The 19,085-nt window shown below is 70.4% G+C and carries 21 protein-coding genes; 14 read left to right on the top strand and 7 right to left on the bottom strand.

Going from position 1 to position 19,085, the window contains the following annotated elements; all coding sequences use genetic code 11:
* The first annotated feature begins 259 nt into the window (after positions 1-259).
* The 10 genes from J2S42_RS13425 (at position 260) to J2S42_RS13470 (ending at position 7,864) form a co-directional block, all read left to right on the top strand.
* Positions 260-643: a hypothetical protein gene (locus tag J2S42_RS13425; protein ID WP_307239077.1), complete on the top strand. Its 384-nt coding sequence runs from the start codon at positions 260-262 to the stop codon at positions 641-643.
* Positions 644-918: 275 nt separating this feature from the next.
* Positions 919-2,538 (top strand): FtsK/SpoIIIE domain-containing protein, encoded by a 1,620-nt coding sequence (locus J2S42_RS13430; protein WP_370879392.1) that lies wholly within the window; start codon positions 919-921, stop codon positions 2,536-2,538.
* Positions 2,535-2,783 (top strand): hypothetical protein, encoded by a 249-nt coding sequence (locus J2S42_RS13435; protein WP_307239079.1) that lies wholly within the window; start codon positions 2,535-2,537, stop codon positions 2,781-2,783. The genes J2S42_RS13430 and J2S42_RS13435 overlap by 4 nt, the downstream gene beginning before the upstream one ends.
* Positions 2,784-2,785: 2 nt before the next feature.
* Positions 2,786-2,989, top strand: a complete 204-nt coding sequence (locus J2S42_RS13440) for a hypothetical protein (protein ID WP_307239081.1) — start codon at positions 2,786-2,788, stop codon at positions 2,987-2,989.
* Positions 2,986-3,504 carry a DUF2637 domain-containing protein gene (locus J2S42_RS13445; RefSeq protein ID WP_307239083.1) on the top strand — a complete coding sequence of 173 codons (519 nt, stop codon included), beginning with the start codon at positions 2,986-2,988 and terminating at the stop codon, positions 3,502-3,504. The genes J2S42_RS13440 and J2S42_RS13445 overlap by 4 nt, the downstream gene beginning before the upstream one ends.
* Positions 3,501-5,225 carry a replication initiator gene (locus J2S42_RS13450; protein WP_370879175.1) on the top strand — a complete coding sequence of 575 codons (1,725 nt, stop codon included), beginning with the start codon at positions 3,501-3,503 and terminating at the stop codon, positions 5,223-5,225. The genes J2S42_RS13445 and J2S42_RS13450 overlap by 4 nt, the downstream gene beginning before the upstream one ends.
* A gap of 16 nt (positions 5,226-5,241) precedes the next feature.
* Positions 5,242-5,424 (top strand): helix-turn-helix transcriptional regulator, encoded by a 183-nt coding sequence (locus J2S42_RS13455; RefSeq protein WP_307239086.1) that lies wholly within the window; start codon positions 5,242-5,244, stop codon positions 5,422-5,424.
* Entirely contained in the window at positions 5,424-6,668 is a 1,245-nt protein-coding gene (locus J2S42_RS13460) for a tyrosine-type recombinase/integrase (RefSeq protein WP_307239088.1), read from the top strand. The genes J2S42_RS13455 and J2S42_RS13460 overlap by 1 nt, the downstream gene beginning before the upstream one ends.
* Before the next feature lie 561 nt (positions 6,669-7,229).
* Positions 7,230-7,475 (top strand): hypothetical protein, encoded by a 246-nt coding sequence (locus J2S42_RS13465; protein WP_307239089.1) that lies wholly within the window; start codon positions 7,230-7,232, stop codon positions 7,473-7,475.
* A complete protein-coding gene (locus tag J2S42_RS13470) occupies positions 7,472-7,864 on the top strand; it encodes a PIN domain-containing protein (RefSeq protein WP_307239091.1) in 393 nt (130 codons plus the stop codon). The genes J2S42_RS13465 and J2S42_RS13470 overlap by 4 nt, the downstream gene beginning before the upstream one ends.
* Positions 7,865-7,911: 47 nt before the next feature.
* Here the strand turns inward: J2S42_RS13470 and mctP are convergent, their stop codons facing one another.
* The 7 genes from mctP to J2S42_RS13505 form a co-directional block, all read right to left on the bottom strand.
* A complete protein-coding gene (gene mctP, locus J2S42_RS13475; protein ID WP_307239093.1) occupies positions 7,912-9,543 on the bottom strand; it encodes a monocarboxylate uptake permease MctP in 1,632 nt (543 codons plus the stop codon).
* Positions 9,540-9,809 (bottom strand): DUF3311 domain-containing protein, encoded by a 270-nt coding sequence (locus tag J2S42_RS13480; protein WP_307239095.1) that lies wholly within the window; start codon positions 9,807-9,809, stop codon positions 9,540-9,542. Before J2S42_RS13480 ends, mctP begins: the two co-directional genes overlap by 4 nt.
* A 238-nt stretch (positions 9,810-10,047) precedes the next feature.
* Positions 10,048-11,217: a bifunctional RNase H/acid phosphatase gene (locus tag J2S42_RS13485; RefSeq protein ID WP_307239097.1), complete on the bottom strand. Its 1,170-nt coding sequence runs from the start codon at positions 11,215-11,217 to the stop codon at positions 10,048-10,050.
* Positions 11,214-11,954, bottom strand: a complete 741-nt coding sequence (locus tag J2S42_RS13490; RefSeq protein WP_307239099.1) for a zinc ribbon domain-containing protein — start codon at positions 11,952-11,954, stop codon at positions 11,214-11,216. The genes J2S42_RS13485 and J2S42_RS13490 overlap by 4 nt, the downstream gene beginning before the upstream one ends.
* Positions 11,951-12,802 carry a Nif3-like dinuclear metal center hexameric protein gene (locus tag J2S42_RS13495; RefSeq protein ID WP_307239101.1) on the bottom strand — a complete coding sequence of 284 codons (852 nt, stop codon included), beginning with the start codon at positions 12,800-12,802 and terminating at the stop codon, positions 11,951-11,953. Before J2S42_RS13495 ends, J2S42_RS13490 begins: the two co-directional genes overlap by 4 nt.
* Before the next feature lie 27 nt (positions 12,803-12,829).
* Complete coding sequence (locus J2S42_RS13500) at positions 12,830-13,399, bottom strand: flavoprotein (protein ID WP_307239103.1); 570 nt, start codon at positions 13,397-13,399, stop codon at positions 12,830-12,832.
* A gap of 13 nt (positions 13,400-13,412) precedes the next feature.
* Entirely contained in the window at positions 13,413-14,642 is a 1,230-nt protein-coding gene (locus J2S42_RS13505) for a helix-turn-helix domain-containing protein (RefSeq protein WP_307239106.1), read from the bottom strand.
* A gap of 306 nt (positions 14,643-14,948) precedes the next feature.
* Between J2S42_RS13505 and J2S42_RS13510 the strand changes: the two genes are divergently transcribed.
* From J2S42_RS13510 to J2S42_RS13525, 4 genes are all read left to right on the top strand, one after another.
* Positions 14,949-15,608, top strand: a complete 660-nt coding sequence (locus J2S42_RS13510) for a bifunctional DNA primase/polymerase (protein ID WP_307239108.1) — start codon at positions 14,949-14,951, stop codon at positions 15,606-15,608.
* A 449-nt stretch (positions 15,609-16,057) separates the two neighbouring features.
* Positions 16,058-17,032 carry a GAF domain-containing protein gene (locus J2S42_RS13515; protein ID WP_307239110.1) on the top strand — a complete coding sequence of 325 codons (975 nt, stop codon included), beginning with the start codon at positions 16,058-16,060 and terminating at the stop codon, positions 17,030-17,032.
* 1 nt (position 17,033) lies between these two features.
* The gene (locus tag J2S42_RS13520) at positions 17,034-17,609 is read left to right on the top strand and encodes a hypothetical protein (protein WP_307239112.1); all 576 of its coding nucleotides are present in this window, start codon (positions 17,034-17,036) and stop codon (positions 17,607-17,609) included.
* Entirely contained in the window at positions 17,599-19,077 is a 1,479-nt protein-coding gene (locus tag J2S42_RS13525; protein WP_307239114.1) for a glycosyltransferase family 2 protein, read from the top strand. The genes J2S42_RS13520 and J2S42_RS13525 overlap by 11 nt, the downstream gene beginning before the upstream one ends.
* Positions 19,078-19,085: the final 8 nt, after the last annotated feature.

Consider the following 19,085-nt stretch of genomic DNA (forward strand, 5'->3'; position numbering starts at 1 on the left):
GCGGCCCACGCCCGACCTCCTCTAGGGCGTGGGCCGTTCCCCTGTGCGCGTTCGACACCACCACTCCATCGACATACAGTGATTAAGGTCACTCAACCACTCGACAATACGAGTTGCTATGAGCCGCAGGCGAGCGGACACTTACTCATACGAGTTGATGTCTCGATGAGTTAAGGAGATGGGCTTCGTGGTTCCGAACTCGATCAGGATTCCGGCGGCGTTTGAGTACATCTTCCCTGCTGGGGCGCTGTTTCTGAGCGTGGACAAGGTCGTTGACTTCGACCGGATCAGGGAGGAGGACAACCAGGCGCGCGACGAGAACGGCGTGCGGCTGTGGGTGGTGAAGGTGATGGATCAGGACCCGGAGGCCGGGAAGTTCGGCCGGTCGACGGAGGTCAAGGTCAAGATCGCGGCGGATCACCAGCCGGTGCCTCCGCCGGGGATCAAGCTGCCGGGCGGGATCACGGTGACGCCGGTCGGCTTCACGGACATGACGGTGACGCCGTACACGGACGCGATGGGTTGCAAGGGCGAGCGGAAGCCGCACAAGTGCCGGGCGCGTCAGGCCTGGTCGATCCGGGCGGGCGCGCTGGTCGCTCCGGACGCGGTGGAGTCGCCGGCGGCTGTCTCGGCGGCGGCCTGATTGAGCAGTGGGCGGGGCTGACTGGTCTTGGCGGACGCAGCCCCGCCCTCTTCGTCTTCCCCCTTTTCCCTCCTGGCGGAGAGAGGTTCCGACGTGTCCAAGAGTAGGCGGGCCGCGTCCACGGCGCGGCCCCGGTGTCTCGACTGCAAGAACCCGTTCACTCCGGTGGATGACGGCGAGCAGCGCTGCGCTTGCTGCTCCGGCCAGCTTGTCATCCCATTCCCCCGGCCGCGGGACGCGCTGGGCCGGTTCACCGCGACGGGTGGTGCACGGTGATGCAGCCCCGCGGTGAAGTCGTGGTGACCCGGTCCGGGGACGTGATGGTTCTGCGGCGCAACCGACTGACGATCCCGTGGTGGGTGAGCCTGCTCGGCGTGCTCGCTCGCTGGGTCGGTCGGGCGGCGTGGTGGTTCCTTCGCCGTCCCCGGACTGTGGCTGTGGTCGTCGGCGCGGTGTGGGTGCGGTCGGAGTTCGGCTGGTCCGGGCTACTTACACCGGTTGTGCTGGGCCTGGCGGCCTCGGCAGTGTGGCGGTGGCGGCATCCGGCGTCGTGGTGGCTGTGGTGTGGCGGGCCGGTGCTGGGGTGGTGGCGGCAGATCGTCGTCTACCGGCGGGCCTGGCGTGAGGCGATGACGCTGTGCGGACTGGCGAAGACGTTCGATCATCGGCCGGTCGTGCCCGGTCTGTTGTCGGTGCGCTGCGACGAGGCGCTGGACATCGTGACCATCCGGATGCTGCGCGGGCAAAGCCCGTCCGAGTTCCAGAAGGTCACCGAGAAGTTGGCGTACGCGTTCGGCCGGCGGCACGGACGTGTCTACGCCGAGCGCCTGGAGGACCCGCCGAATCGATCCGGTCGGTACGCGTGGGCGTGGCGGCTCGTTGACCGGGTCCGGTTCCGCGACCGGCCGACCGTGGTCTACCTGGTCCTGGTGCGCACGGATGCGCTCCGCTCGATCGTGGCGCCGTTCCCCGCTCCGGAGGTTCCCGACTTCACCGCGCTGCCGCTGGCGCGGCGGGAAGACCTGCGGATCTGGTGCTTGCACCTGCTCGCCACGCACGTGCTGATCGGTGGCGCGACGCGGCGGGGCAAGGGCTCGGTGCTGTGGTCGCTGGTTCGGGCGCTGTCCGGCGGGATCGCGTCCGGGCTGGTGCGGCTGTGGGTGATCGATCCGAAGGGCGGCATGGAGTTCGCCATGGGCCGGCCGCTGTTCGCCCGGTTCGCGAGCGAGTCTTTCGAGGCCATGGCGGACCTGCTCGACGAGGCCGTAGCCGTGATGCGCGAGCGACAGCAGCGGCTCGCCGGCGTCGTCCGAGTCCACACGCCGACCAGCGCGGACCCGCTGGTCGTGGTCGTCATCGACGAGATGGCCGCGCTCACGGCGTACCTCCAGGACGGTGATCTTAAAAAGCGGATCGCGAACTCCCTCGGACTGCTGCTCTCCCAAGGCGCGGGCGTCGGCGTCCTCGTCGTCGCCGCGCTCCAGGACCCACGCAAGGAGGTGCTGCCGTTCCGGGACCTGTTCCCGACCCGGATCGCGCTCGGGCTGACCGAGGACTCACAGGTAGACATGGTCCTCGGAGACGGCGCGCGGGCGCGGGGCGCGCGGGCGGACCAGATGCCGCGGTGGGCCAAGGGCGTCGGCTACGTCATCCTCGACGGCACGCCCGATCCGCTGCGGGTCCGGTTCTCCTTCATCACGGACGACCACATCCGCGAGATGGCGGGGACGCATCCGGCGCCGGTGGAAGCAGCGGACATCCTCGCCCAAGTCGGCCGCGAGACCGCACCGGAACCCCGGCGGCCTTCGCCCCGGCCCCGGTCCAAGCCGCTGCTGCCCAAAGCGCTGCTGGACGCGCTCGACCCGCACCAGCGCCGGGACGGTGAGACCGAGTGAGCATCTTCTATCGACTCCGCACCCCCGCCCAGCAGGGCGGGCGCGGCACGGCCGTCTCGGTCCGCGTGGATGTCGAGCGGCCGGACGACTTCCCGGTCTACCTGGCGGTCGGCTCCGGCCGGCGCCGCATGCACCTCACCACCGACGAGGCCTGGTCGCTGTGGCGCTGCCTGTCGGAGGCGGTGGCGTCTCTCGGGACTCCCCCGGACTACATCCGCACCGACGTACCCGCGCACCGGAGGTAATCATGATGTCCACCAATTTCGAAGAGGCGCGGGCTCGGCTGGAAAAGGTCGCGCCCGATCAGCGATCGGCGTTCGTCGCCGGATTCCTGTGCGGAGCACTCGACTCCATCGCGCCACGCGTCACGGACCCGGTAGACGCTCAGATCGTCGCAGTCGCACGGGCGATTTTCGACGCAGCGTTCACGTTTCACCAGGTGGGCCGATGATCGAGTCTGCCGCGCGGCTGCTCATCCTCCTCGCCATCGGTGGCATGGCCGGCGCTGCCGCGTTCACCCACGTCCACGATCTGACCGTGGCGCACGGACAGCCGGACTGGATCGGCTGGGCCAACGCCGTCGCTATCGAGCTGATGGCGATCTACCTCGGGCTGGAGATCCGCGCCCGGCGTCGCGCCGGCCGGAAGGTCGGCTTCGTCGCGGTGCTCCTAATCGGCTTCGCGCTGCTCTCACTCGCCGCTCAGGTCGCGGAAGCGGAACTCTCGGTCTGGGGCTGGATCGTCGCCGCCGTACCCTCGCTGGCCTTTCTCGCCCTGGTCAAAGTTGTCCTCTCCAGCGCTCCGGCGCTGGCGGCGGGTTCCGATGCCCCGGACGTTGCTGACAAGACGCCGGATGTGGAGATCACGGTGGTGAAGCCGCAGCAGGACGAACCGACTTCACCTGTCCGGCCGCCGCTGCGGCCGGTGCCGCTCGTGCGGATCGACGCTGCGGAGGTGGGCCGGTGACCGTGGCACCGCTGCCCGGTCTCGTCACGCGCCCGGCTGGGAACACCCCTCGGCCGGGCTCGCGGGCGGCCCGGATGCTCCTCCCGCGCTCCGTCGAGGTGCTGCGGGATCTCGCCAACGAGTACGGCGTCTGCACCCGGCCGGTGTCCATGCGCCGGACCGATCTCGCCACCGGCCAGACCGAGGTGATCGACCTGCCGTGCGGCGCGACGCGGGAGGACAAGTGCCAGCCGTGCGCACGCCGCAACCGCAAGCTCCGCCAGGCCCAGATCCGGGAGGGCTGGCACCGGCCGGACGAGCCACTGCCCGGCCCGCAGCCGGCCACCCCGGAGCAGCGCGAACTCGTCCTCCGCCGGGCGCATCTGGAGTTCGAGCGCGACCACGCCTCCCGCACGGTCGATGAGGTCCAGGTCGCCGTACTCGACGAGGCCATCCGGGAGGTGGAGGAACAGCTCACCGTCGAAGGGCTCCGCGGCCGGGTCGCTCCCCCGCACCCCAGCGCCGACGAGGACGGGCTCCCGGTCGTCGACGAGCAGGGCGGCCGGCGGAAGCGCTCGACCCGGCGGCGCCAGGATGCGCCGGATCTGCCCCGGCGCAAGGTTGAACAGCGCACGGTCGGGAAGGTCTACACCGCGCCGGACGGTACGGAGTATCAGCCGTCGATGTGGCTGACGCTCACCCTCGACTCCTACGGCCCGGTCGCCGGCGACGGCACGCCGCTCAACCCGGACCGGTACGACTACGCGCGGGCGGCGTGGGACGCGGTCCACTTCCCCCGGCTGCTGGACCGGTTCTGGCAGAACCTCCGGCGGTGCGTCGGCTGGAACGTCCAGTACGCCGGATGCGTCGAGCCGCAACGGCGCCTCGCTCCGCATGCGCACTTCGCCATCCGCGGCACGATCCCACGCGAGGTGCTGCGCACGGTCGCGGCGGCCACCTACCACCAGGTGTGGTGGCCGGTCCCCCGCGTCCAGCGCTACACCCGCAACCGGCCCCCGCTTTGGGACGACGAGGCGGGCGCTTGGGTCGACCCGGAGACGCGGGTGCCGCTGACCACGTGGGCGGATGCGCTGGATGAGGTCGACAGCGACCCGGACGCTGAGCCGGCGCACGTCATCCGGTTCGGTGCCCAGGTCGACGCGCGCGGCGTGATGCCCGGCACCGAGGACGCGGAACGCACCATCCGCTACATCACGAAGTACATCACCAAGCACGTCGGGGACGTTCACGCGGCGGACACGGACCGGCGGAAGGCGCACCTCGACCGGCTCTGGCAGCAACTCCAGCTCACCCCTTGCACGGACAGGTGCGCAAACTGGCTGATCTACGGCATCCAGCCCAAGGGCGCGCACGGCAAGCTCCGGCCCGGCCGCTGCAAGGGCAAAGTCCACCAGCACGCCACCCTCGGCATCGGCGGCCGGCGCGTGCTCATCTCCCGCAACTGGTCCGGCAAGACCCTCTCCGACCACAAAACGGACACCCGCGAATGGGTACGAGCGCTGCTCGGCGTGACCGATGGCCTCGACCAGGTCGACCCCGGCACGGAGGCGCGGCACGCATGGGACATGGCGCGGCCCACCGACGGCGATGTACCCCCGCTGGCCCATCGCCTCCTCCGCTCGATCTCCGAACGCGCCCGTTGGCGCTCTCAGCTCCTCGCAGCGAAAGACCGCGCGGCACAGGGAAGCGGACCGGGCTCATTAACGGACCAGGCGGCCTGACGGGGAGGGGGAAGCGTTGGCACGGAACGAGTCAGAGCTGTGGACGGTGCAGGAGGTCTCCGAGTACCTGCGGGTGCCGGTGGAGACCCTGTACCGCTGGCGGAAGTTCGGCGCCGGCCCGAAGGCGGGGCGAGTCGGCCGGCACCTCAGGTATGACCCGGCGGACGTACGGGCCTGGTTCCGGGACCGGGTGGCCTGATGGCACACATCGAAGACCGCTGGTTCAACACCATCGACGGTCCGGACGGCAAGCCCAAGCGGGTCAAGTCAAACCGACACGGCGTCGGTCTCCGGTACCGAGTCCGGTACATCGGCCCGAACGGCAGGGAGGCGAGTAAGTCCTTCCCGGACCGGGCGAAGAAGGACGCTGAAGCCTTCCTCGTCACCATCGAGTCGGACAAGTTGCGGGGCTCCTACATCGATCCGAAGGCCGGCCAGATTAAGTTCCAGGACTACGCCGAGGACTGGCTGCGGACCCGCGCGATGGACGAGTCAAGCCGTGAGTCGACAGAACAACGGGTCCGCAAGCACCTCTACCCGTATTTCGGCGATCGGCAGCTCGGCGCGATCAAGCCCGCGCACGTCCGCGAGTGGGACCAGTCGCTCAAGAGCGCCCTTGCCGCCTCCACCCGGTCGGTGATCTTCACTCACTTGAGCAGCATCCTCAGCGCTGCGGTGGACGACCGCCGGCTCGCCGAGAATCCCTGTTCGGCAAAGTCGGTGACCAAGCCACGCGCGACCCCACGCCGGGTGGTGCCCTGGACCGGCAGTCAGGTTTCGGCAATCCGCGACGGGCTACCGGTCCGCTACAAACCGATCGTCGATCTCGGCGGCGGGTGCGGCCTGAGGCAGGGCGAGATCTTCGGCTTCAGCCCGGACAATATCGACTTCGCTGACGGCTGGATCAGCGTTGTGCGACAGGTCAAGAAGGTTCGCTCACGCCTCGTCTTCGGGCTCCCCAAGAACGACAAGGACCGGCGGGTGCCTCTCGCCGGCTCAGTGGCCGACGCCTTGCGCCAGCACATGGACAGCCGGCCGCCGCTGACCGTCACCCTCCCATGGGAGGACCCGAACAGCGCTGACCGCGTTTCTGTGCCGCTGGTGTTCTTCACCGACCGGAAGCACGCGATCGACCGCGCCAACTTCGACCAGAAGATCTGGAGGCCGGCCGTCGCCAGCGCCGGCATCACCCCGTCCAGGGCGACCGGGATGCACGCGCTCCGGCATCTCTTCGCCTCGGCGCTCCTCGACGGCGGCGAAACGATCAAGGCGCTCGCCGAGTACCTCGGCCACGCCGATCCCGGCTTCACCCTGCGGGTCTACACCCACCTGATGCCGGACAGCGAGACCGGGCGCGGAAGGCCATCGACAACATGTTCCAGGCGGCCCGAGACGCCGGGACGGTCCAGCGACGGCCCACGGCCCGGGATTAGCCGTGTATGAGCAGCTCAGAGGCCTGCGGCTCACACAATCCGGCGTACACGCCGGCTCGCTCATCGCCTTCCTGGCTCGCTTCGCCTCGGGCGGTGGCGATCGTCTCGCGCATGAACCAACCGACCGGATCCGATCCGATGACGCACAGGGCCAGGATCGGAACGGCGTTCGCGTGACTATGGGGCGCGGTTCTCCCGGCGTCCGCGTAGCCCGATCGGGTGGGAGGGTCCACGCAAACCGCCTTAATCGATTAGGTTCGGCCACGGGACCGGTTCGGCACCCGGTGAGGATCTGCGTTCGCGGCCGAGCGCAGGATCTCCCGCTCCCTCCTCACGCCAGGCCGGTCCGCGAGACAGCCCGCCCCCGAAACTCCGGGTGCGGGCTGCGGGCCGCTTGCGGTCATCTCGACCGAAGGCCGACTCGTCCCCCGAGTCAAAAGAAGATCTCCATGATCCAGAAACCCGGACGGACCACTCAGCGGATTCGCGGCCGTGTGGTGAGCGGCGGCGGCGAGTTCGCGTCGACGCCATATCGGCGTATGGTGTTTGTATGGCAACGAGGAAGGTAACCGTGACGCTGCCGGAAGAGTTGGTCCAGGAGCTCAACGCCGCGGCGCGGGAGGACGGCGTTCCCCTCTCGCGCCTGATCTCCAGTGCCGCGGAGTGGGAGCTCAGGCGCCGAATCGGCCGGCAGGTCGTCGCCGAGTGGCAGGCCGAGCAGGGGGTCTTCACTCCCGAGGAACTGGCCGCCGCGAGGGCCGAGATGGCGACCGCAGACGCCGAGGCGCTCGCTGCGAACCGATCGACGGCTGCATGATCATTCCTTACATGTACGACGCGGGTGCCCTCATAGCGATGGACGATGACGTGCGACGGATGTGGGCCGTTCATCACCTGGCGCTCGATGACGGTCGCCGGATTCTGGTCCCCGCACCGGTCGTCGCTCAGGCATGGCGCGATTCCCGGCGCCAGGTCCGGCTCGGCCGGGTATTGCAGAGCTGCGACGTCATTCCGATCGGTGTGGAGACCGCTAAGGCCGCTGGCGCGCTGTGTGGAAAGGCGGGGACGAGCGACGTCGTGGATGCCGTGGTCGTGACGGTGGCGCTCACTCACGGGGCCGTCGTCTTCACCAGCGACCCGGACGACATCGGGCATCTCTCCGCCTCCACGGACGCGAAGCCGGGTGTGGTGATCCGGCGCGTCTGAGGCATGCCGGTCCCGCCGCCGCGGGAGCGCGGCGGCGGGAGACGGGGCTACGTCGTCGCGGCCGGGGTGGCGGAAGCCGGTGTGGCCGGGGTGGCGTCGGCGAAGTAGTCCTCGCGGGTGGTGGCGTCCGGGCCCTCGGCGACCCGCATGCTCCGCAGAATCACCGTGGCGACCACCGCCACCAGCAGGTTGACCGCCACCGCGACCAAGCCGACGTAAATCGTCATCGACGTATCGAACCCGAACTCCTTCAGCGGGAACGCCGACCCGCCGAAGTGTGCTCGCCCGGTCGCCGCGTTCGGGATCTGGTAGAGCATCCACATGCCCAGCCCCATGCCGGCCACCCAGCCCGTGATCAGCGCGCCGTGGTGCAGCCAGCGGGTGTAGAGGCCGAGTGCGACGGCGGGCAGCGTCTGGAGGATGATGACGCCGCCGATGAGCTGGAGGTCGATGCTGAACTGCGGGTCGAGGAAGACGATGCAGGCGACCGCGCCGACCTTGACCACCAGCGAGGTGATCTTCGAGACGTTGGCCTCCTGGGCCGGTGTCGCGTCCTTGCGCAGGTACTCCTTGTAGATGTTGCGGGTGAACAGGTTCGCGGCGGCGATCGACATGATGGCCGCGGGGACCAGTGCGCCGATGCCGACGGCGGCGAACGCGACGCCCGCGAACCACGCCGGGAACTTCTCGTCGAACAGCAGCGGCACGACCGTGTTGCTGTCCACCGTGCCCTCGCGCGCGCCGGGCAGCGGCTTGACCTCGGCGGCGATCGCCATGAAACCCAGCAGGGCGATCAGGCCGAGCAGCAGACTGTACGCCGGGAGCGCGGACATGTTCCGTTTGATCACGCCCCGGTCGCGGCTGGCCAGCACGCCGGTGATCGAGTGCGGGTAGAGGAACAGCGCCATCGCGGAGCCGAGCGCCAGCGTGATGTACTGCAGCTGGTTGTTGGCGTTGAGCGTGATCCCGTCGTTGGGTGCGGGCGACGCGGCGAATTTCGCCTCGGCCGCGTCGAAGATGGTCCCCCAGCCGCCGAGTTTCGCGGGCAGGTAGATCACCGCCACGATGATCACTATGTAGATCAGCGTGTCCTTGACGAACGCGATCAGCGCGGGTGCGCGCAGGCCGGACTGATAGGTGTAGGCGGCCAGGATCGCGAACGCCACTATGATCGGCGCGTGCCGGGCCAGCGCGGAGTCGCCGGTCACGCCCATGGTCTTGAGCACCGCCTCGATGCCGACCAGTTGCAGCGCGATGTACGGCATGGTCGCGGCGATGCCGGTGATCGCGACCAGCAGCGCCAGCGTCGGTGAGGCGAACCGGGCGCGCACGAAGTCGGCCGGCGTGACGAAGCCGTGCCGGTGCGACACCGACCAGAGCCGGACCAGCACCAGGAACACCATCGGGTAGACGATGATCGTGTACGGCACCGCGAAGAATCCGGCCGCGCCGGCCCCGAACAGCAGCGCCGGGACCGCGACGAACGTGTACGCGGTGTAGAGGTCGCCGCCGACCAGGAACCAGGTGATCCACCCGCCGAAGTTGCGGCCGCCGAGGCCCCACTCGTCCAGGTGGTTGAGGTCCTGCGGGGCCCGCCACCGGGCCGCGACGAATCCCATCACGCTGACCAGCAGGAACAGCAGCGTGAAGACGACGATCTGGACGATGTGGTCCCTCATCGGCTCGCACCTCCCCCGGTCATCCGGTAGACGATCGTGGTGGTGGTGACGCCGAGGAGAATGAACGCCAGCTGCAGCCAGTAGAACACGGGGAATCCCAGCAGGCGCGGGTCGTCGTGGTTGAACAGTGGCGTGGTCAGCGGGACCAGGATCGGCAGGATCAGCAGCCAGTTCCACGGGCTGCGGTCGCTGCGGGCCTGGACCGGCGCGGACGCCGAGGCCTGATTGTCGGAAATGTCCGGGTCGGGCGTCGGTGGCTCGGCCATGAGTAGCTACCTCCTGCAGATGGCGTGCATCAGGAGGCGACGGGAGCGCGCCGCCTCCCGGTGCAACGATCACGCTCGGGCGCGGGGAGACTACCCAAAGGACAATTACGGCTTGGGAGTGACGCAGCTCACGAAGCGGCCAACGGTCGTGCGCATGCGCCGGACGGCATCGACGAACCTCAAGACGTCCGACGGTACGCCGTACGCCCGCGCCACGGGATTCCCGTGGCGCGGGCCCTCAGCCCAGGTGTGCGGTGTCGTTGACGGTGCGGACCGCGACGTTGCCGTCCGGCCAGGTGTCCACGATGGAGATCCCGGCCGGTTCCAGATAGAGCCGGTGCAGGAACGCGTCCGACGCGGCCAGCGCGTCCTGCAGCAGCATCTTGATCGGGGTCACGTGGCTGACCACCGCGATCGTGGTGCCCTCGTGCGCGGCCAGCACCGCGGCCCGCGCACCCCGGATCCGCTTCGCGACCGTCTTGAACGACTCGCCGCCGGGCGGTGCCACCGCGGTCGAGTCCAGCCAGCGCTGCATCTCGGCCGGCCACCGCTCGCGCACCTCGGCGAACGTGTGGCCCTCCCAGTCGCCGAAGTCGCACTCGATCAGCCCGGCCTCGGTCAGCACCGGTACGCCACCGGCCGCCCGTGCGATCTCCGCGGCCGTCGCGGTGCAGCGGGCCAGCGGCGAGGTGACCACCGCGGCGAGGTCCGGCGCGAGCGCGGCCACCCGGCGCGCGGCCGCGGCCGCCTGGTCCAGCCCGGCCGCGGACAGCGGCACGTCACCGCGCCCGGAGTACCGCTTCTCCGCGGTCATCTCGGTCTCGCCGTGCCGGACCAGGATCATCCGGGTCGCCGCGGTCAACGACGGCGGCACCCAGGACTTCGGCGGCGCCACCGCGACCCGGGCAGGGCCGGCCGCGTTCGCGGCGATCTCCCGGGCGAGCGCCTTGGCGGACGAGTCCGGTGCCGCGACGTCCGCCACCGGCTGCGGTGACACGCTGCGGCCGCCGTCCATCGCCTTGTTGGCCAGCGCGTCCGCGGCCTTGTTCCGCTCCCGGGGGATCCAGGTGAACGACACCGAGTCGAAGCCGTCGATCAGCTGGGCCGCGGTGGCGGCGAGCGGCCGCAGCCCCGGGTTCTTGATCTGCCAGCGGCCCGACATCTGCTCGACCACCAGCTTGGAGTCCATCCGCACGTCGACCTGGGTCGCGCCCAGCTCACCGGCCGCCTCCAGCCCGGCGATCAGCCCGGAATACTCCGCGACGTTGTTCGTGGCGACGCCGACCGAATCGAACCGCTCGGCCAGCACCTGACCGGTGGCGGCCTCGATCACCACCGCGCCGTACCCGGCCGGTCCGGGGTTGCCGCGCGAGCCGCCGTCCGCCTCGACGATGACGCGCAGGCTCACAGGCCGGACTCCGCGGTCCGCACCATGATCCGGCCGCACTCCTCGCAGCGCACCACCTCGTCGGCCGGTGCGGACTTGACCCGGTGCAGCTCCTGGCCGTAAAGCTCCAGGCGGCAGCCACCGCAGCGACCGGCCCGGAACAGCGCGGCGCCGAGCCCGGCGTTCGCCTCGCGCAGCCGGTCGTAGAGCGCGACCAGGTCGCCGGGCAGGTCCGCGGCCAGCGGCGCCCGGGACTGCGACTTGAACTCCTCCTCCTTGGCGATGTCGGCCAGCGCGGCGTCGCGGCGGGCCTCCGCCTCGGCGCGGGCCGTACGCGCGGCCTCGCGGCGGCCGGCGATCTCGTCCAGCGTGGCCTGCGCGGTCTCCCGCTGCTCCATCAGCTCGAGCTCCTGGTCCTCCAGCTCGCTCTGCCGGCGGGTCAGGCTGGCCACCTCGTGCTGCAGCGCCTCCAGCTCGCGGGCCGGGCCGGTGCCGGCGGCCAGCCGGTCGTCGTCCTTCTTGCGGCGGAGCCGGACCTGGTCGATGTCCTTCTCGAGCCGGGCGATGTCGCGGTCGATGTCGTCCACCGTGACCTGGGCGCGCACCCGCTCGTCCTCCAGCGCGGAGAGGGTACGGGCCAGCGTGTCGAGCTCGGCGTACTCCGGCAGCGTCCGGCGCTTGTGCGCGAGCTGGGCCAGGGAGGTGTCGACAGCCTGCAGATCCAGCAGACGGCGTTGGGCTTGCGGCGCGGCCTTCACGACGAGGGCTCCTTCTTCTGTTCAGTTGAGAGCGGGGACGCCGCGTGCAGCGTCCAGGGGTCGGTGTCCAGGTCCGAGACGATCACCTCGACCGGGGCCTCGGCGCGCAGCCAGGCGGCCACGTCGTCGCACCAGGGACGCTCGGTGGCCCAGTGCGCGGCGTCGAGCAGCGCCGGGCCGCCCGCGGCGAGGTGTTCACCGGCGGGGTGATGCCGGAGGTCGGCGGTCAAGTATGCATCGGCACCGGCCGCGGACGCCGCCCCCAGGAACGAGTCGCCGGACCCACCGCAGACCGCGAGGGTACGGATCATCCGCTCCGGGTCGCCGGCCGCGCGTACCCCCCAGGCGGTTCTCGGCAGTTGATCCGCGGCCGTCGCGGCCAGCTCGGCGAGCGTCACGGGGGACGGTAGCGTGCCCACCCGGCCGATGCCGAGCGCCGGGTCGTCCGGCCGCGGCGAGAGCGGCCGGAGATCCCGCAGGCCGAAGCGGGCGGCGAGCGCGTCCGACACGCCGGGATTCGCCGTGTCCGCGTTGGTGTGCGCCGTGAACAGCGCGATGTCGCCCTTGATCAGCCGGTGCACGATCCGGCCCTTGAACGTGGTCGGCGCGACCGACGACACGCCCTTGAGCAGCAGCGGGTGGTGCGCCACGATCAGGTCCGCGCCGACGTCGAACGCCTCGTCCACGGTCTCGTCGACCACGTCCACCACGCACAGCACCCGGCGCACGACCGCATCCGGGTCGCCGAGCACCAGGCCGACGCGGTCCCACTGCTCCGCCCAGGCCGGCCGGTAGCGCGCCTCGAGCGCGGCCACCAGCCGGCCGACGGTCGTCTCGCTGGAAGTCACGGCGAGAACTCTATCGGCAGGCAGCCCCTAGGCCAGGCTGCCGTCCGTGGGGAGGCGGACGCGCAGCACGTCCAGGGTCAGCGCCCACGGGAACCGGTCGACGTAGCGGTCACCGGTGCCCGGCGGGTGCAGCTCGACCACGTCGTCGCCGAAGAGCACGCTCACGCCCCAGGACCGCAGCCGTTCGATGTTCTCCCGGAACACCGGGTGCGCGGCCATCGCCTTGTTGGTGTACGGCATCGCAACGATCGGCAGTCCCTTGCCGTACGCCTCCACCAGCAGCCCGAGCGCGAGCGTGTCCGCGATGCCGGCCGCCCACTTGTTGATCGTGTTGACCGTGGCCGGCGCGACCACGATCGCGTCCGGCGGCGGCAGCACGTCCGCGTCGCCCGGGTTCTTGTAGTCGGTGCGGACCGGGTGTCCGGTCTGCGCGGCCAGCGCGGCCGTGTCGACGAACTTGCCCCCGTCCGGCGTCGTGACCACGCAGACGTCCCAGCCGTCGGCCCGCGCCAGGTCCACCAGCACGCCCACCTTCCGGGCGGCCGGCGAGCCGCAGGCCACGACGTAGAGCACACGCGCCGGATAACCGCCGATCATGGCCGGTGAACCTTCATACGCCAACTCCCATGTGCTCAGCCAACTCGGCGATGGCCGGAGACGGCGTACCGCGGGTGCGACGCAACACGTCCGAGATGACCGCGTGCGCGATCGGCCGGCAGCGGATCTCCGACGGCGCCAGCCGATCGCCCTCCAGCAGCATCTCCCCGGCCTTGTCCATCTCGCCCATCTGCGAATACCCGCGGGCGAGGTCGAGGTAGTGGTGCGCACGCCGCTCCGGCAGCAGCGCGTCGAACCCGCCGGTCTGGTTGATCACATCGTGCGTCTCGACCGCCATCCGGCCGTCACCCAGCTCGACCATCGCGGCTGCCCGGTGCAGTTGCACGTTGGTCGGCCCGAACGAGGTCCAGTAGTGGTTCGCGTCGCCGCCGACGTGCTCGGCGACGCGGGTGGCCTCGTTCATCAGGTCGTGCACGGTGGCGGTGTCGCCGAGCCGGGCCGCGGCCATGCCGCCCTGCAGCAGCAGCATGCCGTAGACGCTGAGCCGCTCCGGCGTGCTGTCCGTGTCTCCGGCCGGCGCGATCTGGTTGGCCACGTTCACGTGGATCTCCAGAGCCGGCCGGGCCCGGCCGAGCGCCAGCAGCGAGCTGCCCACCCGGTACGTCGCGACACCGGCCAGCAGCTGGTCGTCGGCGCGCTGGCAGACCGCGATGGACCGGTCGGCCGCGAGCCAGGACAGCTCGTGCTCGCCCAGCTTGCGCAGCGTGGACGAGGCGATCTGGTAGACCTGCCCGAGCAGGTGCGCGGCCTCCGGCCGGTCCGGGTCCGGCGTGGAGGTGTCCAGCGCCTGGCCGTCGCGGAGCAGCTTGGGCAGCGCGCGGGCCAGCACGCCGTACTTCGCGTGCTGGAACGTCAGCCACGCGTGGCTGACCGCCTTGCGCATCTCCGGCAGCGGCGGCGCCTGCGGCGTGGCCGTGAAGAACGCGCTGATCTGGTTGTACCGTTCCAGCGCGGACCGGATCTCCTCGACCTCGACCTGGTCGATGCAGTTGACCGTGTCCGGCCGGCGCTCCGGGTCCTTGCCGAGCAGCAGCTGCACGTCGACCTGCAGCACGTCCGCGATCTCGTAGATCACGGAGAACTTGTCGAGCCGGCGTACCCCGCGCTCGACCTTGTCCACCCAGCTCTTCGACTTGCCCAGCCGGTCCGCGAAGACCTGCTGGGACATCTTGCGCCGTCCCCGCCAGTACGCCACTCGGCGTCCGATCGGCAGCTCGTCCACTGGTCCTCTCCTTCGCTCATCGCGTGCTCGATTGGCGGCACCCCGAGCGGAGAAAAACGTCTTTGAATTTCCGGTGCCGGTGGGATCACTGTTTCGGTGCCGGTCGCACAGCGAGTGTGTTCGCCGTGCGGCCGCCGTTCGTAACTTCATGTGCAAGTTGCAACCGGTACGACACTCGATAACGACACCGAGTGCGTCGGGTGACGGCTTGATCACCCGAGAATCTGGATGAGTCACTGACCTGGGGGGTTTCTAGCCATGCGGTGGAGCGCCCGACCACCATTCGTTTCGACGAGCTTGTCCGGAATGACCAGTGTGTTGCAGCGGCCGCGCCTGCGCCGCGCCGCGCTGCGATATGCCGACCACGAGTGGCCGGTGCTGCCCGGGGCCTGCCTGAGCGCCGGGCGCTTCACCTGCGGGCGCCCCGGCTGCCCGACGCGCGCCTGCCACCCGGCCATGGAGTCCTGGGAGCGTGCGGCGACGACCGACATCGCCCGCGTCGCGGCGTGGTGGCGGTCCCGCCCGCACTCCGTGCTGATCGCCACCGGCCGCGCGTTCGACGTGCTGGAGGTGCCGGCCCACCTGGGCCTGCGCGTGCTGGGCGCGGCCCGGCTGCTGGCCGGCGTGGTCGGACCCGGGCGCGGCCAGGTGCGCGGGCCGGTCGCGGTCACGCCGACCGGGCGCTGGATGCTGCTGGTCGCGCCCGGCGACCCGCTGCGGCCGGAGCTGGACGAGTGCCTGGACGTGGTCCGGCACGGCACCGGCTCCTGGATCCCCGCGCCGCCGACCCGCCTGCCGGAGGGCGCGGTGCGCTGGGCAGTGTCGCCGGAGGAGGTGCAGTGGCGCCTGCCGGACTCGTACGCCGTACAGGCGATGCTGGTCGACGCGCTCGGTCCCTACGGACGGCATGCCGGCCTCCGGCCGCTGCTTCCCCGGCAGTCGACGGGCACGAGGTACGCGGCTTGAACGCCCATCCGACCGCCCTTCGGGTGGCAAACCGGTACGAGTAGGCACTCAACGTAGCGCCCGAGAACGAAGAGGGGCGACCCCCGAATGGCGGACGACCGGTCACGAAATCATCGCACCGCAGAAGTTGCAAGGCGGTTGCCTCGGTTGCAAAAAGCATTCCCCCGTTGATTCCCCGGCCGCCCCTCCCCATCTTGGTGTGAGCAGTCAGCTACGGACTGTGATCGCACGGTGACGGGAGAGCGGCGATGCGCCTCGTTCGCAACCCGGCCCCGCATGCCGACCGGCAGGCGGGGCCGTCCTATGCCCGGGGACCTCAGCTGCCCCCGAGTGACAACCGGGCGATCGGTCAAGGCCCGGACGCAGCCGCCGAAGAGCACGGTGCCACCGAGACGTGGCCGCCGGCACAGCGCGCCGGTGCGCGGGAAACACAACGGGGGAACACGCACATGAAGCAGATCGGCTTCCGCAAGGACGGCGTCGAACTCACGCCGACGCCGGCCGAGCAGACCGCGCCGGCGGACTTCACGGTCCTGGCCAGCTCGGTGGTGCGCTCGCTGCGCTCACTCACCGACCTGGACGCCTGGATGGTGGCCCGCGTGGTCGACAACGAGCAGGTGCTGCTCGCCGCGGACGCGGACGGTCTGCCCGTCGCCCCCGGGTTCCACCAGCCGTGGGAGGAGTCGGTCTGCGGGCTGTTGCTCGGCGGCGGTGCCACCATGCCGCTGGTCGTCGACGACCTCACCACGCTGCCCGGCTACCAGCACTCGGTCGCGGACCGGCTGAACATCGGCTTCTACGCCGGTGCCCCGATGTACGACCGGGCCGGCGCGCTGATCGGCACGCTGTGCGGCCTGGACCGGACGCCGCACGCGGTGGCGATGCCCGCGCTGGCCGACCTGGTCGCCGTGCAGGCCGCGATGCTGGCCAAGCTGCTCGACGCGGAGCTGCTCAACGCCCGCTACCAGCGCACCGTGCAGGGCGAGCTGCTCGGCGTCCACCGGGACGCGCCGACCGGCCTGCCGGACCGCGTCGCCTGGGGCGGCCTGCTCGCCGAGCAGGAGGCCGTCGTCCGCCGGTACGGCACGCCCGCGGGCGTCATCGTCATCGGCGTCGACCCGGTGATCACCGCCGGCGCGCTGCGCCGGATCACCAAGGCGCTGCGCGACGAGGGCCGCCGCCACCATGACGCGATCGCCGTCCGCCTGGACGGCCGGCACTTCGGGCTGCTGACGCTGGACCGTCCGCGGCGCGAGGTGTCCGGCACCGCCACGCGCATCGAGCGCAAGCTCAACGACCTCAAGGTCCACCCGCGGGTGGGCTGGGCGATGCGCGGCGAGGCCGAGAACCTGCAGGAGACCTGGCGGCTCGCGGACCGGCGCAAGTTCGAGCGCCACCGCGACAGCATGTACGTGGGCGGCTGACATGACGACGCTGAACCTTCCCCGCCCGCGCTCGCACCGTGCGGTCTCCGAGGTGACGATCGGACCGGTGCGCATCATGCTCGCGATCGGCGCCGTGCTCGCCATCGCGGCACTGATCTACTGGGACGACGAACTGCGGCACATGGAGGCCTGCACCTCGGCCTGGCTGGCCCGGCGCAACGGTCTCACGGACGCGACCTGCACCGGCTCGACCGTGCTGTTCATGATCGGTGAGTTCCAGAGCGGCGTGACCATCACGCTCGGCTGCACCGTCACGTTCCTGGCCATCCCGTTCCTGCTGGCCACGTCCGGCCTCTTCGTGATCAACCGGGTCTCGCTGGTCAAGTCGTTCCTGGCGCTGCTCGCCGCCGTCGCGTTCATCATGGTCTGCAACCACCTGCGGCTGCTCTCCATCGAGGTGGCGATGCGGATCTGGGGTGCCGAGGACGGCTACTCCGCCACGCACATCCTGGTCGGCACGCTGATCTCCACGCTCGGCGTGATCGGCGGCGGCCTCGCCTACCTCTACGTCCTGCTCTTCGGCGACAAGCCCCAGGGAGCCCGCAATGATGGATAGTTCGAACTGGCTGCTGGCCCTGCTCAACACCGGCGCGTTCCTGCTCTGCGTCGGGTTCCTGGTCTACGTCATCGTGATCATGCGGCCGTACCTCAGCATCAAGGAGCTGCCACCGGGCGACGCCGCGGACAACGACTGGCACCTGATCGTGCCGGCGCTCAACGAGGAAGAGGTCATCGGCGGCACCGTGCTGCACCTGACCTCGACGTTCCCGCAGGCGCACGTCTGGGTCATCGACGACGGCTCGGACGACGCGACCGGCCGGGTCCTCGCCGAGCTGGCACCGCGGCTGCCGAAATTGCACGTCATCACGCGGGTCGCGCCGGACGCGCGTACCGGCAAGGGTGATGTCCTGAACCTGGGCTGGTCGTCGATCGACGAGTGGGTCACCCGCAACGGCGGCGACAAGAAGAAGACCATCGTCGGCGTGGTCGACGCGGACGGCCGCCTGGACCCGCACGCGTTCGACGTCATCTCCGGCGAGGAGATGTTCGCCGACGCGACGGTCGGCGCCGTTCAGGTGCTGGTCCGCGTGGTCGAGGACGTCGAGGCGTTCGTCAGCACGGACGTGCAGACGCTCGCGTCCCGCAGCGCACTGCCGGCCCCCGGCGACGCGTCGATCCTGGTGCAGCTGCAGGACATGGAGTTCACCGGCCCGATCGCGGCCATGCAGGGCCTGCGCCGCCGCACCGGCAGCGTCGGCATGGGCGGCAACGGCCAGTTCACCAGGCTGTCCGTGCTCAACGAGATCTCCAAGAAGTTCGGTACGCCGTGGCACGGCGCGCTGCTGGAGGACTTCGAGCTCGGCCTGCACGTGCTGCTGATGGGATACCGGACCGAGTACTGCCACCACACGTTCGTGGCGCAGGCCGGCCTCGACCGGCTGCGGCCGCTGATCCGCCAGCGCAGCCGCTGGTCGCAGGGCGGCATCCAGTGCCTGAAGTACCTGTGGGCGGTCATGCAGTCCCGCAACGTGTCGCTCTCCGGCGCGCTGGAGATCGCCTACTACCTGTACGTGCCGTGGTCGCAGCTGTCCGGCAGCATCATCTTCCCGGCCGCGATCGGCATCGACATCTGGTACGCGCTGAACACCGGCGGCGGCACCGACCGCTGGTGGATGACCGGCGCCTGGGGCATCGTCCCGCTGGCCCTGCTCTTCGGCGTGTTCCCGCACGCGGTGTGGGGCCTGCTCTACCGCACCCGCTGCGGCAACATGATCACCCGCCGCCGCGCGCTGGCGCTGGCCATGGGCAACCTCCTCTACGGCTACCTGCTGCAGGCGGCCGTGTGGTGGGCGCTCATCCGGATCATCCGCGGCAAGACCGACTGGAAGAAGACCAAGCACCCCGGCACCCGGGTCGGCATGGCGCTGGCCCAGGCCCGGACGCCCGACGAATGGGCGGCCGAGATCGAGCACGCACAGCAGTCCACCTCCCACCACCGTCACTCCACGCCGGCCGGCGTCTGAACCGCAAA

Source organism: Catenuloplanes indicus (genome assembly GCF_030813715.1).
Lineage (GTDB): Bacteria > Actinomycetota > Actinomycetes > Mycobacteriales > Micromonosporaceae > Catenuloplanes > Catenuloplanes indicus.

Coding starts and splice junctions, on each gene's coding strand:
- J2S42_RS13500 (WP_307239103.1), bottom strand. CDS start 13,399: ATGATCGGCGGTTATCCGGCGCGTGTGCTCTACGTCGTGGCCTGCGGC.
- J2S42_RS13520 (WP_307239112.1), top strand. CDS start 17,034: ATGACGACGCTGAACCTTCCCCGCCCGCGCTCGCACCGTGCGGTCTCC.
- J2S42_RS13525 (WP_307239114.1), top strand. CDS start 17,599: ATGATGGATAGTTCGAACTGGCTGCTGGCCCTGCTCAACACCGGCGCG.
- J2S42_RS13510 (WP_307239108.1), top strand. CDS start 14,949: ATGACCAGTGTGTTGCAGCGGCCGCGCCTGCGCCGCGCCGCGCTGCGA.
- J2S42_RS13440 (WP_307239081.1), top strand. CDS start 2,786: ATGATGTCCACCAATTTCGAAGAGGCGCGGGCTCGGCTGGAAAAGGTC.
- J2S42_RS13430 (WP_370879392.1), top strand. CDS start 919: ATGCAGCCCCGCGGTGAAGTCGTGGTGACCCGGTCCGGGGACGTGATG.
- J2S42_RS13480 (WP_307239095.1), bottom strand. CDS start 9,809: ATGGCCGAGCCACCGACGCCCGACCCGGACATTTCCGACAATCAGGCC.
- J2S42_RS13470 (WP_307239091.1), top strand. CDS start 7,472: ATGATCATTCCTTACATGTACGACGCGGGTGCCCTCATAGCGATGGAC.
- J2S42_RS13445 (WP_307239083.1), top strand. CDS start 2,986: ATGATCGAGTCTGCCGCGCGGCTGCTCATCCTCCTCGCCATCGGTGGC.
- mctP (WP_307239093.1), bottom strand. CDS start 9,543: ATGAGGGACCACATCGTCCAGATCGTCGTCTTCACGCTGCTGTTCCTG.
- J2S42_RS13460 (WP_307239088.1), top strand. CDS start 5,424: ATGGCACACATCGAAGACCGCTGGTTCAACACCATCGACGGTCCGGAC.
- J2S42_RS13515 (WP_307239110.1), top strand. CDS start 16,058: ATGAAGCAGATCGGCTTCCGCAAGGACGGCGTCGAACTCACGCCGACG.